Source organism: Caballeronia sp. AZ10_KS36 (assembly GCF_023631105.1).
Classification (GTDB): Bacteria; Pseudomonadota; Gammaproteobacteria; order Burkholderiales; family Burkholderiaceae; genus Caballeronia.
In genome coordinates, this window is record NZ_JALQDQ010000014.1 from 40,866 (window position 1) to 56,896 (window position 16,031).

At 64.0% G+C, this 16,031-nt stretch carries 11 protein-coding genes; all 11 read left to right on the forward strand.

All coding sequences use genetic code 11. From position 1 onward, the window contains the following. Positions 1-14: 14 nt before the first annotated feature. The 11 genes from NCR35_RS08180 to NCR35_RS08230 all read left to right on the forward strand — a co-directional run bounded on the left by NCR35_RS08180 (position 15) and on the right by NCR35_RS08230 (position 15,983). Positions 15-350 (forward strand): Bbp19 family protein, encoded by a 336-nt coding sequence (locus NCR35_RS08180; RefSeq protein ID WP_250533974.1) that lies wholly within the window; start codon positions 15-17, stop codon positions 348-350. Continuing rightward, the gene (locus NCR35_RS08185) at positions 343-1,038 is read left to right on the forward strand and encodes a protease (RefSeq protein WP_250533975.1); all 696 of its coding nucleotides are present in this window, start codon (positions 343-345) and stop codon (positions 1,036-1,038) included. The genes NCR35_RS08180 and NCR35_RS08185 overlap by 8 nt, the downstream gene beginning before the upstream one ends. Positions 1,039-1,050: 12 nt before the next feature. After that, positions 1,051-2,070: a major capsid protein gene (locus tag NCR35_RS08190; RefSeq protein WP_250533976.1), complete on the forward strand. Its 1,020-nt coding sequence runs from the start codon at positions 1,051-1,053 to the stop codon at positions 2,068-2,070. Between the two features lie 56 nt (positions 2,071-2,126). Beyond that, positions 2,127-2,579: a Bbp16 family capsid cement protein gene (locus NCR35_RS08195; protein ID WP_250533977.1), complete on the forward strand. Its 453-nt coding sequence runs from the start codon at positions 2,127-2,129 to the stop codon at positions 2,577-2,579. A gap of 42 nt (positions 2,580-2,621) precedes the next feature. Next, entirely contained in the window at positions 2,622-2,840 is a 219-nt protein-coding gene (locus tag NCR35_RS08200; RefSeq protein WP_250533978.1) for a hypothetical protein, read from the forward strand. Positions 2,841-2,907: 67 nt separating this feature from the next. Continuing rightward, complete coding sequence (locus NCR35_RS08205; protein WP_250533979.1) at positions 2,908-3,567, forward strand: phage connector family protein; 660 nt, start codon at positions 2,908-2,910, stop codon at positions 3,565-3,567. Beyond that, the gene (locus tag NCR35_RS08210) at positions 3,567-5,633 is read left to right on the forward strand and encodes a phage tail protein (RefSeq protein ID WP_250533980.1); all 2,067 of its coding nucleotides are present in this window, start codon (positions 3,567-3,569) and stop codon (positions 5,631-5,633) included. Before NCR35_RS08205 ends, NCR35_RS08210 begins: the two co-directional genes overlap by 1 nt. After that, positions 5,634-6,104, forward strand: coding sequence for a hypothetical protein (locus tag NCR35_RS08215; protein WP_250533981.1), 471 nt, complete (start codon positions 5,634-5,636; stop codon positions 6,102-6,104). It abuts the gene before it with no gap. Between the two features lie 70 nt (positions 6,105-6,174). Next, entirely contained in the window at positions 6,175-6,693 is a 519-nt protein-coding gene (locus NCR35_RS08220) for a hypothetical protein (protein ID WP_250533982.1), read from the forward strand. A gap of 93 nt (positions 6,694-6,786) precedes the next feature. Continuing rightward, the gene (locus tag NCR35_RS08225) at positions 6,787-8,883 is read left to right on the forward strand and encodes a transglycosylase SLT domain-containing protein (protein ID WP_250533983.1); all 2,097 of its coding nucleotides are present in this window, start codon (positions 6,787-6,789) and stop codon (positions 8,881-8,883) included. After that, the gene (locus NCR35_RS08230) at positions 8,883-15,983 is read left to right on the forward strand and encodes an LPD3 domain-containing protein (RefSeq protein WP_250533984.1); all 7,101 of its coding nucleotides are present in this window, start codon (positions 8,883-8,885) and stop codon (positions 15,981-15,983) included. The genes NCR35_RS08225 and NCR35_RS08230 overlap by 1 nt, the downstream gene beginning before the upstream one ends. Positions 15,984-16,031 lie beyond the last annotated feature (48 nt).

A 16,031-nucleotide genomic window follows, 5' to 3' on the forward strand; every position in this document is an offset into this window, starting at 1 on the left:
TATTCGCGCTCACGATGAGCGACGACTTCAATCCTACCGATCTAACCGCGCTGGAACAGCAGCGCGACGCGCAGCGCGAACAATCGAAGTTCGAACTTTCGATCGAACTCGACGACTTGCGCTGGCTGATGAGCGGCAAGCGTGGGCGTCGTTTCATGTGGCGCGTTCTGAGTGACGCCGGCATTTACCGGCAGTCGTTCGAAGGCAATACGAACTGGTCGATTTTCAACGAAGGCAAACGCAGCATTGCGCTAAGGCTCGTCGCTCAGATCCATTCGATCGACAACGGTGCCGATCTCTACGCGCAGATGGCGACTGAAGCGAAGGTAAAGGACAAACCAAATGGCTGACCCCACCACTGAAGGCCAAGCGGTAACGGCGACGACGGCGAGCGACGCGGCAAGTCCCGCGACCGCACCGGCAAGCCAAGCAGCGACCCCGGCAACGCAACCGGCAGAGGGCGCAACGCTCCTCGACGGCGCGGCGAAGCCGACCGAAGGCGACGCACCGAAGGCGGGCGACAAGCCGGCCGACGCTGCGCAACCGATCGAGTACACCGATTTCAACGTTCCCGAAGGCGTGCAGTTGCAGGGTGAGGTCTTCGAGGAGTTGAAGGCGTTCGCGAAAGAGAAAGGGCTTTCGCAGGAAGACGCACAGAAACTCGTCGATCTTGGCGTAAAGCAGTCCCAAGGCTTCAACACGGGATTTACTGAGGCTGTCGCTAAGGCGGAAACCGAAGCATTCGGTTTGCCCCGTGGCGAATGGGAAGCGAAAGCCAAGGCAGACCCGGAATTCGGTGGCGAAAAGCTGGGTGAAAACTTGGCTGCCGCAAAGCTGGCGCTCGACAAATTCGGATCTGATCAACTCAGGGCCGCGCTTAACAAGAGTGGCCTTGGCAATTATCCGGAGATGATCCGGTTCATGGTCAAGGCTGGCAAGGCAATCAGTGAAGACGGGCGTCTCGTGACGGGCGCGGCGGCACAGAAAGACCGCAGCGCCACGCCGATCGAGAACCGCATCTATCCGGACCACAAATAAGGGGTATCAATCATGGCAGTTCTTGGCACCAAAAACCCGACCCTCCTTGATGTCGCAAAGTCGCTCGACCCGAGCGGCAGCACCGCCGACGTCGTCGAGCTGCTGAACCAGACGAACGAGATCCTGCTCGACGCATCCTGGATCGAAGGCAATCTGCCGACCGGACACCGCACGACGATCCGCACTGGCTTGCCGACCGTCGTTTGGCGTCGCCTCTACGGCGGCGTTCCGCCGAGCAAGTCGACCCGCGCGCAGGTGGACGAAGCGACCGGCATGCTGGAAGCGCGCAACGAGATCGACGTCGACGTCGCGAACTTGAACGGCAATACGGCCGCGTTCCGTCTGTCCGAAGCGCAGGCGTTCCTCGAATCGATGAACGAAACGATGGCCTCGACGCTGTTCTACGGCGACACGCAGGTCAACCCGGAGCGCTTCACCGGGCTCGCGCCGCGCTATGGCGCGATCGCTGGCGCACCGAACGCGAACAACATCATCGACTGCGGCGGCACCGGCTCGGCGAACACGTCGATCTGGCTGGTGACGTGGGGCGACAACACCCTGACGGGCATCTTCCCGAAGGGCTCGCGCGCTGGTCTGTTTCACGAAGACCTCGGCGTGCTCGACGCGTTCGACGCGAACAACAACCGCTTTCGTGCCGTGGCCGACCGCTGGCAATGGAAGTGCGGCATCGCGCTGAAAGATTGGCGCTATGTCGTGCGCGCTTGCAACATCGACACGAACGTTCTGACGAGCGGCACGGCTGCCCCGGCATTCCCCGGCACGTCGACCGCGCCCGTCGACCTGATTCAATTGCTCATCCGCATGACGGCCCGTATCCCGAATCCGGGCATGGGTCGCCAGGTGTTCTACGTCAACCGCACGATCGGCGAAATGCTGCGCGTGCAGGCGCTGAACAAGTCGCAGAACTCGCTCGGCATCAGCGAAGCGCAAGGTCAGATCACGACGTCGTTCCTCGGTATTCCGATCCGGATCGTCGATTCGATCCTGTCGACCGAAGCGCGCGTCGTCTAAGCGTATCCATAGAACGCGGGCCGCTTCGGCGGCCTGCACACCAGGGAAAAGAAACCATGATTCTCGATCAACAGAACCTGTTCTCGGATGCGCAGGCGATCACCGGCTCCGCGAATTCGAGCAACGTCATCGACACGCTGCCCGTCACCACGCCGAACACGAAGTCGGGCATCGGCGACGGTCAGGACATCAGCCTGTTCGCGCAAGTCGGCGCGGCGTTCGCTGGCGGCACGTCGTTGCAGATTCAGCTCGTCTCCGCTGACGACGCTGCGCTCACGACGAATGCGACCGTGCATTACGACACTGGCGCGCTCGCGCTCGCTGGCCTGACCGCTCGCGCGCGTCTCGTCTCGGTCGATCTGCCGTTCGGCAAGTACCGCCGTTATGTCGGCCTGAAGTACACGGTCGTCGGCACGATGACCGCAGGCACGATCACGGCCGGCCTCGTCGAAGACGTCCAGACGATCAACGGTACGACCGACTACGCGAAGGGCTTCAACGTCGCGTAATTCGCCGCCGGGCTTCGGCCCGGCTCTCTCGGGACATAGAACATGGGCATCAAGGTTATTGCGATCGCGAAGGGCTACTACGGCCAGTTCCGCGAAGTCGGCGACGAGTTCGAGATCGCCGACAAGCAGGCGTTCTCCGATAAGTGGATGGAGAGGGTCGACGGCCAGCGGACGCAGCGCATCGCGGGCGTGCAAAACAACAGCACCGGCAACAATCCGCTCGGCGGCGCTGGCCGCGATATCACGAGCGACCTTGTTTGAACGGCTCGCGACAGGTGAGTTTTAACGGGAGCCCGCGCGGTTCCCGTTTTTGTTTGAGGGCTTCGACATGGCATCAGCCGTAGACATTTGCAATCTCGCGCTCGGGCATCTCGGCGACGACGCGACCGTATCGAGTCTCAGCCCGCCGGAGGGCAGTGCGCAGGCGGAACACTGCGCGCGCTTCTATCCGATCGCGCGCGATCTCTGTCTCGAATCGCACGAATGGGGGTTCGCGACGCGCCGCGCCGATCTCGCGCTGCTGGCCGATACGCCGCCGCCGGGCTTCCAGTTCGTCTATGCGATGCCGTCGAACTGCCGAAACATCATCGATCTGGTCGACCCGGTCGCGCTCGACGATTACACCTATCACGGCCACGGCGAGCACTGGCGCAACGCGGCGCGCGACCCTGTGCCGTACGAGCTCGAAACGCGCGACGACGGCACGCAGGTCATTTACACGAACCTCGCGAACGCGAAGATCCGCTATGTCTACAGCGTGACGGATACGACCAAGTTCAGCGCGCAGTTCGTCGACGCGCTCGCGTGGCTGCTCGCGGCATATCTCGCCGGCCCGATCATCAAGGGCGACACCGGTATGCAGGTCGGGCAGGCAATGCTGCGCGCGTTCACGGCAAGCATCTCGCAAGCCAAGACGAGCGACGCGAATAACCGCCGACGTTCCCGCGCCGAGTCTGAGCGCAACCCTTCTTGGATCGCGAGCCGCTGATGCCGAACGTACGCAACCTCTCGCGCTCCTTCGCGGCCGGCGAGATCACGCCGGAACTGTTCGGGCGCGTCGATCTCGACCAGTTTCAGACCGGGCTCGCGACGTGCCGCAACTTCATCACCCTGCCGCACGGCCCCGCGGCGAACCGGCCGGGCTTCGCGTTCGTGTTGGAGACGAAGAACAGCGCGAAGAAAAGCCGCCTGATTCCGTTCTCGTACAGCACGACTCAGACGATGGCGCTCGAATTCGGCGACGGATACGTCCGGTTCCATACGGAGGGCAAGACGCTGCTCACGACCGACGGCAGCGCCGTCTACGAAGTGGCGACGCCGTACGCCGAAGCCGACCTGTTCGACCTGCATTACGTGCAGTCGGCCGACGTGCTCACGATCACGCATCGGAACTATCCGCCGAAGGAACTGCGCCGGCTCGGCGCGTCGAACTGGACGCTGACCGACATCAGTTTCGTCTCGTCGATGACGCCGCCGGCGAGCATCAACGCGGACGCGACACACGGCAGCACCGGCACGCCGAACTACGTCGATTATCAGTATTGCGTGACGGCGCTCGCGGCCAATACGCAGGAGGAATCGCCGCCGTCGCCGATCGTCACGGCCAATAACGACCTGACGCTTGCGGGCTATACGAACCGCGTCTATTGGCCGGCGGTCGCGGGCGCGGCGCTTTACAACGTGTACCGGAAATATCAGGGCAAATTTTCATTCATCGGGCAGACCGCCGACCTGTCGATCGTCGACAACAATATCGAGCCCGACACGTCGACGACGCCGCCGAATCTCGCGAATCCGTTCAACGGCGAGAACAACTATCCCGGCGCGGTCGGCTATCACCAGCAGCGGCGCGTGTTCGCGAGCACGGTCAACTTGCCGCAAACGGTTTGGATGACGCGCACGGCGACCGAGTCGAACCTGTCGTCGAGCATTCCGTCGCGCGACACTGACGCGCTGAACTATCGCATCGCCGCGCGCGAGGCGAACACGATCCGGCATATCGTGCCGCTGTCCGAGCTGGTGCTGCTCACGTCTAGCGCCGAGTGGGCGGTGACGGCGAACGGCTCGGCGACGCAGGCGATCACGCCGACGACGCTATCGGTGCAGCCGCAGGGCTATACCGGCGCGTCGAACGTCGTGCCGGTGACGGTCAGCAATTCGCTGCTCTACGCGATGGCGATGGGCGGCCACATCGGAGAGATGACGTACAACTATTACGCCGGCGGCTACGTCACGCAGGACATTAGCCTGATGGCACCGCACCTGTTCGACTTCAAGACGATCGTCGACATGGCGTACGCGAAGTCGCCGTATCCGGTCATGTGGGCTGTCTCGTCTGACGGCACGCTGCTCGGGCTCACGTATTCGCCCGCCAACAAGGTTTCCGCGTGGCATCACCACGACACCGACGGCGCGTTCGAATCCGTTTGCGTTGTGACCGAAGGCGACGAGTCCGTCCTATACGCGATCATCAATCGCACGATCAACGGCAAGCAGGTGCGCTACGTCGAGCGCATGCACTCGCGGCAAGTCGACGACCTGAACGACAGTTTCTTCGTCGACTGCGGTATTGAGCTGCGCGGCGTCTTCCAGTCGACGATTACCGGGCTCTCGCATATCGAGGGCAAGACGGTGAGCATTCTCGCGAATGGCGCGGTGCAGCCGCAGCAAGTCGTGAGGAATGGCTTGATCACGATCCCGCATGCGGCGTCGGTGATTGTCGTCGGCCTGCCAATCACGGCGGATCTTCAGACGCTGCCGTTCTCGTTCTCGACCGAAGGCTTCGGCCAGGGGCGCGCGAAGAACGTCAACAAGGTATGGCTGCGCGTGCATAACTCCTCGGGCGTCTTCGTCGGCCCGTCGTTCGACAAGCTCACGCAGTACAAGCAGCGACGCGCCGAGCCGTACGGGACGCCGCCGGCAATGGTGACGGGCGAGGTCGAGATCACGATCACGCCGACATGGCAGCAGGACGGAACCGTTTGCATCCGGCAGACCGATCCGCTGCCGCTCATCATCGCATCGATGACCATCGAAGCATCAATCGGGGGCTGAATGTCGAAACTGATCGTGCGCGAGGTTCGCGCGGGCGACCTGGAACACATCGCGGAATACATGCGCCCGGCCGACGTCGACGAGGTCGAGGCATGCACGGGTCAGCGTGACGCGCTGCCGATACTGCGCATGGGTGCGGAAATATCGCACCCGGTCTGGACGATCGAAGTCGCGGGCGAGCCGGCGGGTATATTCGGCGCGGTGCCGGCCGATGGCGTCGGAAGTGTCTGGATGCTTGGCACGCACATGCTCGAACGAGCGCCCAAGCAACTGACAAAACTCGGGTGCGCTTACGTGCGCCGCATGGCGGAACAATACGGCACGCTTGCGAACTTCGTCGATGCGCGCAATGCGAAGTCGATTCACTGGCTCGCGCGACTCGGCTTCACGGTCGAGAAGAGCGCGACTCAGCACGGCGCGCTTGGCCTTCCGTTCTATCGCTTCTGGATGAAAAACAATGTGCGTGTTTAATACGCCAAGCGCGACGACCGGCTCTGGCGCTCCCTATGGATTCGGCGGCTCCTCGCCGACGCCTTCGGTCATGACGGCCGGTAACGCGACGCTCGCGCTCGGCATCGCCGGGGGCGGGCTGAATCTGTTCTCGACGCTCGCTGGCGCGAATGCGACCCGCTCGGCCGACGAGTTGCAGGCCGACGCGGCAGCGACGAACGCGCTGATCGCCGAGCGCGCCGCGGCGAGTTCGATCGTCTCGGGACAGACGCAGGCCGACAACATCAACACGCGCGGCGCGCAGACGCTCGCATCGCAGCGCGCGGCGCAAGCGGCGAATGGCGTCGACGTCAATTCAGGTACGGCCGCGAACGTGCAGGCGTCGACGAAATACATCACCGAGCAGAACGTCAATCAGACGCTCGCGAACGCGGCGAACGCGGCGATGGGCTACACGACGCAATCGCAGAACTATGCGGATCGCGCGGGCCAGTTGCGCGCGGCGGCCGACTCGAACAGTTCGCTCGTCGCAGGCACGTCGTCGCTTCTCACGAGCGCGACGAGCGTCGCCTCGAACTGGTATCGCATGCAACGCGTGGGGGTTCAATAAATGCCGGTAGTGCCGACTCTCGACCCCTCGCAGCGCGTCACGGCGTCGCCAATACCTGATACGCCAGTTCAATCGTCGGCCAGCGCCGACCTGATGACGCAAGGCACGCGGCAGGTCGGTCAACTCGGCGATGCGCTCGGGCAGGCGTCGAACGCCGCGTCGCAGATGGCGATCGATGCGCAGAACCTCGCGAATCAGACGCGAGTGAATGACGCGCTCAACCAGCTCAAGACGACGCAGCAGGATCTCATGTACAACCCGCAGACCGGCGTGCAGGCGCAAACCGGTCTGAAGGCGATTCAGCGCGACAGCGGCATGTCGCTCGCCGACGAGTATGTCGGCAAGCTCAACGATTCGGCGTCGCAGATCAGCAGCCAACTCGCGAACCCTATCCAGCAGCGGCTTTTTCAGGAGCAAGCCGGGCAGATGGCGACGCAGTTTCACGGCGCGGCCACGCAATGGCAGGGGCAGCAGTTCAAGCAGTACGCGCTCTCGACGCAAGACGGCACCATCAAGCTCGCGACGAACCAGATCGGGCTTTCGTATAACGACCCGGATGCGATCGACGCCAATCTCAAGACGATCAAGGCGGCGGTCTATCAAGCCGGCCAGATCAACGGCAGCGCCGCGACCGAGATAGAGGCGAACCAGCGCACGATGACGAGTAACGCGCTGTCGGCCGCCGTCGACACGGCGCTTCAGCAGGGTCAGATTACCTACGCGAACGGGCTCGTCCAGAAGTACGGCAGGGATATTACGGCCGACGATCTGCTGAAGATCAACGGCAAGATGAACTCGTTCCTCGGCGCGCAGGCGGCGCAGAACGCTGTCGCGCGCGTCATGTCGAGCGCCGGCCCTGCGCTGTCGAACAGTCCATTCGATCGGATGGTGTCGATCACGGCGCAATCCGAATCGGGCGGTCACGAGACGAACGCGGACGGCTCGACGGTCACGTCGCCGAAGGGCGCGCAGGGCGTCATGCAGGTGATGCCGTCGACGAATGCCGATCCTGGCTTCGGCGTGCGGCCGGCGCAGGACAGCAGCCCCGCCGAGCGCGCGCGCGTCGGGCGCGACTATTTGCAGGCGATGCTCTCGCACTACGGCGGCGACCCGTCGAAGGCATGGGCGGCGTACAACGCTGGCCCGGGCGTGCTGGATGCCGCGATGCAGAAAGCGCAGGACGCGGGCGCACCGGGTAACTGGCTCACGTACATGCCGAAGGAAACGCAGGCGTACGTGCAGAAGAACGTCGCGCAGCTGCAGACCAACGGCGGCGCACAGCGCCCGTCGAAGCTCGACGTCATCAACGCCGTGCGCGCCGATCCGGTGCTTCAGCAAAAACCCGAATGGATGGCGCACGCGGTGACGCTCGCCGGGCAACAGTACGACGAACAGACCGCCGCGATCAAGCAGCAGGACGAGGGGAATCTCGCGAGCGTTTATCGAACGCTGGCATCTAATCGCGGCAATATCAATGCCGTATCGCCGGCCGATCTCGCGCGCGTGAACCCCGACGATCTGCCGAAGGTGATGATGTTCGCCAAGCAGATGAACGAGGGCGTCAACACGACGAACACGGCGCTCTATCAGACGTACATTACGTCGCCCCAGATCATGGCGAAAATGTCGCCGGACCAGTGGCAGACGCAGGCGCCGAACTTCAGCGAGGGCGATTTCAAACACCTGTCGCAGATCCGCGCCGATCTCATCAACGGCACCGGCTCGAACTCGCCGAACAGCCTGAACACTGGCGCGATGAACCAGACGCTCACGCAGCGCCTGACGTCGATCGGCATCAATCCGAACCCGAGCATGTCCGGCCTGAACAAAGACGTCGAAGGCGCGGAGCGCGTCGGCGCGATCCGCCAGTTCGTGACGAACTCGATCCTCGACGCGCAGAAAGAGGCGGGCAAGAAGTTCAGCGAGGCCGAGATCACCGAGCATATCGACAGCCTGTTCGCGAAATCGCTCACGTTCCGCAATCAGCTCGTCATCGGTCCGCTGTCGTTCAATCGTCCCGATACGACCGTGAACATGATGTCGATGACGAAAGACCAGATCCCCGACGACGTGCTGCCGCTGCTGAAAGCCGACTTCCAGAAGCGCGGCGTTCCTAATCCGACGCCCGGCCAGTTGCTCGGCGCGTATTGGACAATGAAGACCATGTCGCAAAAACTGTCGAGTAATTAATGGCCGACCTGACCGTTCCGAAGACCACTGGCACCGTAGACAATCCGTTCATGCCCGACGCCGCGCCGAGCACCGACGCGCCGCTCGCGCCGCGCGCCGCTCCTGCGCCTGCCACGCCGGCGGCACCGGTCGCCGCGCCTGCCGTCGATACGGGCGCGGCGGTCGACGGCTATCTGAAGAACACGGCGCAGGGCGCGCAGACGAATCTCGCGATCGCCTTCGGCGCCAACCCGGATTACGAGGCAGAGATCTCGCGCCTTTCGAAGCAGACGGGCGTGCCGATCGACAGCGCGCGCAAGTTCCCGGATCAGGTCAAGCAGCAGGCGGCGATCGGCGGCATCGACTTCCAGCGCATGGCGACGCAGTTCCCGAGCACGGCCGCCTTCTACCAGAAGCAGCAGAACGCGAACGTCGCGCATGACGACGTCGACGCGCTTCAGAATGTCGAGCGTTCGACGACCGCGCTCGGCCCGCCGGGGAACACGGTTCCGCTCGCGCCAGGAACGACGGGATACTTCCAGCCTGACAATTCGCCGCTGCCGTTCCGCACGCGCATCGTCGATTGGGCGCGCAATCTCTTCGGCATGGGGCCGGGCGAAGGCAACGCGCAGGGCGCGGGCGGTGCGCAGGCGTTTATCCAGCAGTACGCGAAAGACAATGGCGTGCCGGTGGGCGACATGCGCAACGCCGTCGGCGGCATGTCGGAAGTGCCGACGCAGTTCGCGCAGGGCTTCTATAACTCGTTCCTCGCCGGGCTCGCGCCGGACGCGAACGGTGAAGCGCAGACGACCGCGGGCGGCATCGCATCGGGTGTCGGCAATCTCGCCGGCTTCGTCGCGGGTGCGCCGCTGAAGGTGGCGGGCGCGGTCGCTGAACGCCTGCCGGGTGTCGCGCACGTTGCGGGCGAGTCGTTCGCGAAAGGGCTCACGCGCGACGTTGGCGCGCAGGCGACGACGCTCGGTATCGCGAGCGCGATCACGGCGACCGGTCAGGCGCTCGACCAGAGCACGCCGAGCGCGGCGCTCGCGACGCTCGGCATGGCCGGATTGCACGGCGCGGAGATGGGCGCGGTCTTCGGCGGCGCCGGGCGCGTGCTGCCCGACAATACGATTGTCCAGACGCTCGCGCGCGCCGTCGGCGTCAATACGCTGATGGATGCGATCCAAGGCACGAACCCGCTCGACAATCGGCCGACCGCACAGAAGATTTTCGACTACGGTCTGAACACGATTTTCGCGATGCACGGCGCGGGGCGGGCAACGGGCGGATGGCTGCGCGACGCGGCGCGCGCGGAGACGGCCGCGGCCGACGGCGCGAACCTCCAGAATCTCGCGGACGCCGCAGCGCAGTCAAAGCTGCGCGCGCGCGATCCCGACACGTTCCGCGAATTCGTCGCGCAGGCGAACGAGAATGGCCCGGTGCAGAACGTCTACGTCGACGGCAACGCCCTGACGAACGCGCTCGCGCAGTCTGGAATCAAGATGGCTGACATCGAGCGCACGATGCCGGACGTCGCGAAGCAGATCCCTGAGGCGCTGGCGATGGGCGGCGACGTGACGATTCCGGTCGCTGACTTCGCCGCGCACATCGCCGGCAGCAAGGCGCAAGAAGCACTCATGCCGCACCTGAAGACCGACCCGGACGGGATGACGTTTCAGGAGGCGAGCGAATTCCATCAGTCGGCCGTCGACCAGTTCACGCGCGCCGCGCAGCAGACGCTCGCCGACCGCGGCAATGATGACGCGGTCGCGCAGTCGTCGCAGGCTGTGCATGACGACGTGCTGCGCCAACTCGGCGAGGCGAACCGATTCACGCCCGACGTGAACAAGGTGTATGCCGCGCTCGTGCGCGACACGTACACGGCCGCCGCTGCGCGCGCCGGCACGACGCCAGAAGCGATGTATCAGCGGTATCCGCTGCGCATTGCGGCCGACGACGTGACGGGCGCGAATTCGCTGAATCAGGCGGCGACCGAGACGCCCGAGTTCAAAAACTGGTTCGGCGATTCGAAGGCGGTCGACAGCGAAGGCCGGCCGCTCGTGCTCTACCACGGAACCGGCGCGGATTTCACTGAATTCAAGCCGAGCGAGACGTATGAAAACGGGATCTACTTCACGCCCGACCCGCGTTACGCGGCGGGGCGCGCGCGCATAAACGCGCAGATGCGCGATGGTGCGGCGAACGTGATGCCGTCATTCGTTAAGATCGAGCGCCCGGCGCCTGAGGGAATGTCGGCGGCCGAAGCGGTCGCGCAGGGATACGATGGGCTCATTCGCGGCGAAGGCCGTTCGCTCGAATATGTCGTCTTCAACCCCGAACAGGTCAAGTCGGCGATCGGCAACCGTGGCACGTTCGATCCTCGCGACCCGAATATTCTGCATCAGGACTCTCGGCCCGCGGTTTCGACGCTTCACGGCGAGGAGATCGCGCCGAAGGGCACCGACATCAAGGCGCTGCGCGCTGCGGCCGCCGACTTCTACACGCGCAATCTTGCCGGCACGAAGGTGCACAACGGCGAAATCGGCGACATCGAACTGAACAAGAGGGGAATGAAAAAGGCGCTGTGGAGCAGCGCAAACCCCGACAAACTGAGGCTGTTCGCGGCGCTGCCCGATATCCTGCAGAACGGCCGACTGATGGGGTCGGCGGACAATCTAGACCTGGCACGTAAGCCGGACGTCGTGCGTTATCACTATCTCGAAGCGCCGGTCGAACTCGACGGCAAGCGCGTGACGGTGCGTGCGACGGTGGAGGAGCGGAACAATGGCAAGCTGTACTACAACCACACGTTGCCGGGGAACGAATATTTTCAGGAGGGGAAGAGTGACGCTCAGACTCGGGGCGTTACAAGGCCGGCGGAACCGTTGCCGGGTGAGCGTCATGAAGCCCCGGCAGGGCAACCCGTACCGGATCATAGCCCCGAGTCGCCTGATTCGAATCTAGCACAGTCGCGGGACAACATCAATCTGCGCATCGTCGACCAGGGCGAGCGCGGCAAACTATCGTTCGCCGACGACATCACCAGCGCGCCGAGCACGATCACCCTGACGAAGAATGCCGACCTGTCGACGTTCGTTCACGAGCTCGGGCATTTTCAGTTGGAGATGCTTGCGCATCTGTCGGGCGACGGCACGCTGCCGGAAGTGGCGAAAGACTTCGGCCACGTCATGGACTGGTTCGGCCTTAAGCCGGACGAGTGGCGCACGATGTCGCTCGAAGAAAAACGCGAGTATCACGAGAAGTTCGCGCGCGGCTTCGAGTCGTACCTGTTCGAAGGCAAGGCGCCGAGCGCGGAATTGCGCAGCGTCTTCCAGAAGGTGCGCGCGTGGATGGTGTCGGTTTATCAGTCGCTCAAGGCGCTGAACGTGCAGCTCTCGCCGGAAGTGCGCGGCGTCTTCGATCGCATGCTCGCGACGAACGATGCGATCCGCAGCGCGGAGGCCGAGCGCGCGTACATGCCGATGTTCGCCACGCCCGAAGAAGCGGGCATGACGCCCGAGCAGTTCGCCGATTATCACAAGCTCGCCCAAGAGGCGACGCTCGACGCGTCCGATGAACTGACCGCGCGCACGCTGCGCGACATGCGCTTCGCCGAGAACACGAAGATCAAGGCGCTGCGCGCTATCCGCCAGGACGTCGCCGCGAAGCGCGCGGTCGAGAAGCGCGCCGCGACGATCGAAGTGATGAAGCAGCCCGTCTACCAGGCGTGGCAGTTCCTGACGCTCAAGGGCGACGAGGCGGGCCGGGCGCAGCCCGAGCCGAAGGCCAAGAGCAACCCGGATATCGTCGACCCGTCGCGCGACAATCTGTTCGAGGCGATCGCCAAACATGGCGGCCTGAACCGCGACGAGATCGCGCGCAAGTGGGGCGTCGACCCGAAAGACGTGCGCGACTCTGGCGTCTTCGGCAAACCCGTTGCGCGCAAGGAAGGCGGCCTGTCGATCGACGCGATGGCCGAGCGACTGGTTCAAGACAACTATCTCGACGCGCACGATCTCGCGGAGTTCGAGGAGAAGTTCGACGCGCAGCGCCGCGGCGAAGACATTTTCTCGTGGCAAAAGCAGTACGAGATGCTGGACGACGCCCGGCCGCAAATGCTCGACCTGCTGAACACCTATCACGGCAAGCTCGACACGAACGATCTGCGCAACATGTACGGCGAGGGCAAGGATGCGCCCTGGCACGTGCTGTCTGATCGCCGGATGACCAGTGAGAAAAACGGCATCGATTCGGACATTCTCGCCGAAACGTTCGGGTTCTCGTCCGGTCGCGAGCTCGTCGAGGCGCTGATGAAGGCCGAGCCGCCGATTGACGTGATCCGCGGCATGACCGATCAGCGCATGCTCGAAAAGTATGGCGACATCACCGACACCGCCGCGATGAATCGCGCCGCGAACGAGGCGATCCATAACGAGGTGCGCGCGCGCTTTATCGCGACCGAACTGAAAGCGCTCGCGAAAGCGACTGGCCCGGTGCGCGAACTGGAACGCGCCGCGCGCGAGGTCGCCGAGAACACGATTGCCGGCAAGAAGGTGCGCGAGATCAGCGCGGCGAAGTATGCCGCGGCCGAAGCTCGCGCCGGCAGGCTCGCCGACGCGGCGCTGCGCAAGGGCGACATTGCTGAGGCGGCGGCGCAGAAGCGCAATCAGCTATTGAACAACCAGCTCGAACGCGCGGCGCGCGCGGCGGCGACCGAAGTCACGAAGGGCGTCGCGTACCTGCGCAAGTTTGACACGCCGAGCAAGACGCTGGATCCGGACTATCGCAGCCAGATCGAGTCGCTGCTCGACCGGTTCGACCTGCGCGCGTCGACGACCGGCAAGGACATTGCGCGCCGCGAGAGTCTGGTGAAGTGGGTCGAGGCGCGTACCGAAGAAGGTCTGATGCCGGTCATCCCTGAATCTCTGCTCAACGAGGCGTATCGCAAGTCTTACAAGGACATGACCGTCGACGAGATGCGCGGGCTTCTCGACTCGGTGCGCAACATCGAACACTTGGGGCGGCTCAAGCAGAAGCTGCTCACGCTCGCCGACAAGCGCGAATTCAATGCGTTCGTCGAGGAGGCCGTCGGCACGATCGAGGAGAACGCGAAGAAGACGCTTCCGGACAAGATCGAATCGAACCAGATCGGCGACAAGATCAAGGCGAAGGCGAATCGGTTCCTCGCGGATCACCGCACGCTCGCGAGCCTCTTGCAGCAGATGGACGGCAAAGACGGCGGCTTCCTGTGGGACAAGATCGTTCGCCCGATGAATGAGCGCGGCGACTGGGAGGCGCGGCGCCGCAGCGAGGCGACGAAGGCGCTGCGCGAGATCTTCGACCCGATCGTAAAGAAGGGCGATCTGCGCGCGAAGCTGTTCATTCCCGAGATCAACGACAGTCTTTCGAAAGAGGGGCGGCTCGCGGTCGCGCTGAACTGGGGCAACGAGACGAACCAGCGGCGGATTCTGACCGGCGACAAGTGGAGCCCCGAGCAAGTGCAGGCGATTCTGCGCACGCTCTCGAAAGACGACTGGCAGTTCGTTCAAAAGGTGTGGGACCACATCGACACGTACTGGCCGGAGATCGCCGAAAAGCAGTATCGCGTGACGGGCGTGCGGCCGGAAAAGGTCGAGGCGCAAGCATTCATCAACCCGCACGGCGACACGATGCGCGGCGGCTATTACCCGATCAAGTACGATCCGACGCGCTCGACGCGCGCGGAGGAGCACGAGGAAACGGCGACGCTTAAGCAGATGCTCGGCGGCGCTGTCACGCGCGCGACGACGCGCCGCGGCTTCACCGAAGCGCGTGTCGAGGATGTGAATCGCCCGGTGCGCAAGGATCTCGGCGTCGTCACGCAGCACGTCGAGGAGGTACTGCACGATCTCGCCTGGCACGAATGGCTGATCGACACGAACCGCGTGCTCGGCAGCGGCCGATTCGGCGACGCGGTGCGCGCGCACTACGGCCCCGAAGTGCTCGCCACGATGAAGGAGACGGCGAAGGCGATCGCGATCGGCGACGTCGCATCGAAACATGCGATGGATGCGGCGCTTGCGTTCCTGCGCAAAGGCACGATCGTCTCGCGGCTCGGCTTCAACGTCATCAGCGCGCTTAAGCAGTTCGGCGGTTTCGGCCCGACGGCGGCGCTGATCGGCGCGGGATACATGCGGCGCGGCCTGATCGAATACATGGGCTCGGCATTCCAGCGCGAAAGCGTCACGCGCTCGGTCTACGAGAAGTCGGATTTCATGCGCCTGCGCGGGCAGACGCTAAACCGCGACATTCGCGAGGTGCGCAACCAGATCGACGCGGGTTCGCATCCGATCATAGAGACGATCAGCAGCGCATTGCCGGCGGCGCAGCGCACCGTGCCGGTGATCGAGGCGGTGAAGGATAGCTACCTGTGGATGATCGAATACGCGCAGCGCCATGTCGACGTGCCGGCGTGGATCGGCGCGTACCGCAAGGGTATCGACGACTTCGCGGGCGACGAGGCGAAGGCGGTCGCGTATGCCGATCAGGTCGTGCGCGATTCGCAGGGCTCGGGCCTGATCGCCGATCAGCCGCAGATCATGCGCGGCGGCCAGTTCGCGAAGCTGTTCACGACGTTTTACTCGGCGCTGAACGCTCAATATAACCTGCTCGCGAAGGCGCAGGGGCAGGGCGGCGTCGCGCGGCTCGCGTCGGCGTTCACGATGGCGATCATCTTGCCGTCGCTCTATACCGCCGCCGTCGCGAATCTGCGCGGGCATCAGGGCGGCAATGACGATTGGCAAATGCAGATGGCCGGCGACTATTTCCAGGAGTTGCTCGGCAATACGATCGGCATGATGGTCGGCGTTCGCGAGTTGTCGGGGGTCCTGCAAGGCTTCGACTACACCGGGCCGACGCCGCTTACACCGATCGCGGACTTCGGCCAATTCTCTAAGCACGCAGTGCAGATGTGGGAGCGCAGGGAAGTCACAGAGGGAGGCCTGCGCGCGGCGAACAAACTCGCGGGCGACATCCTGCATTACCCCGCCGGCCTGCTCGACCGCGTCGCGGAGGGCTATCTCGCGTGGCAGAACGGGGACGCGAGCGCGGCCGCGCTGGTCGTCGGGAAGCCTGCGCGATGAGGTGCGCTTACTAACTAGGCAGGCGCTGACAATTGCGGGCATTCGATA

Coding starts and splice junctions, on each gene's coding strand:
- NCR35_RS08220 (WP_250533982.1), top strand. CDS start 6,175: ATGACGGCCGGTAACGCGACGCTCGCGCTCGGCATCGCCGGGGGCGGG.
- NCR35_RS08195 (WP_250533977.1), top strand. CDS start 2,127: ATGATTCTCGATCAACAGAACCTGTTCTCGGATGCGCAGGCGATCACC.
- NCR35_RS08225 (WP_250533983.1), top strand. CDS start 6,787: ATGACGCAAGGCACGCGGCAGGTCGGTCAACTCGGCGATGCGCTCGGG.
- NCR35_RS08185 (WP_250533975.1), top strand. CDS start 343: ATGGCTGACCCCACCACTGAAGGCCAAGCGGTAACGGCGACGACGGCG.
- NCR35_RS08180 (WP_250533974.1), top strand. CDS start 15: ATGAGCGACGACTTCAATCCTACCGATCTAACCGCGCTGGAACAGCAG.
- NCR35_RS08215 (WP_250533981.1), top strand. CDS start 5,634: ATGTCGAAACTGATCGTGCGCGAGGTTCGCGCGGGCGACCTGGAACAC.
- NCR35_RS08210 (WP_250533980.1), top strand. CDS start 3,567: ATGCCGAACGTACGCAACCTCTCGCGCTCCTTCGCGGCCGGCGAGATC.
- NCR35_RS08190 (WP_250533976.1), top strand. CDS start 1,051: ATGGCAGTTCTTGGCACCAAAAACCCGACCCTCCTTGATGTCGCAAAG.
- NCR35_RS08200 (WP_250533978.1), top strand. CDS start 2,622: ATGGGCATCAAGGTTATTGCGATCGCGAAGGGCTACTACGGCCAGTTC.
- NCR35_RS08205 (WP_250533979.1), top strand. CDS start 2,908: ATGGCATCAGCCGTAGACATTTGCAATCTCGCGCTCGGGCATCTCGGC.
- NCR35_RS08230 (WP_250533984.1), top strand. CDS start 8,883: ATGGCCGACCTGACCGTTCCGAAGACCACTGGCACCGTAGACAATCCG.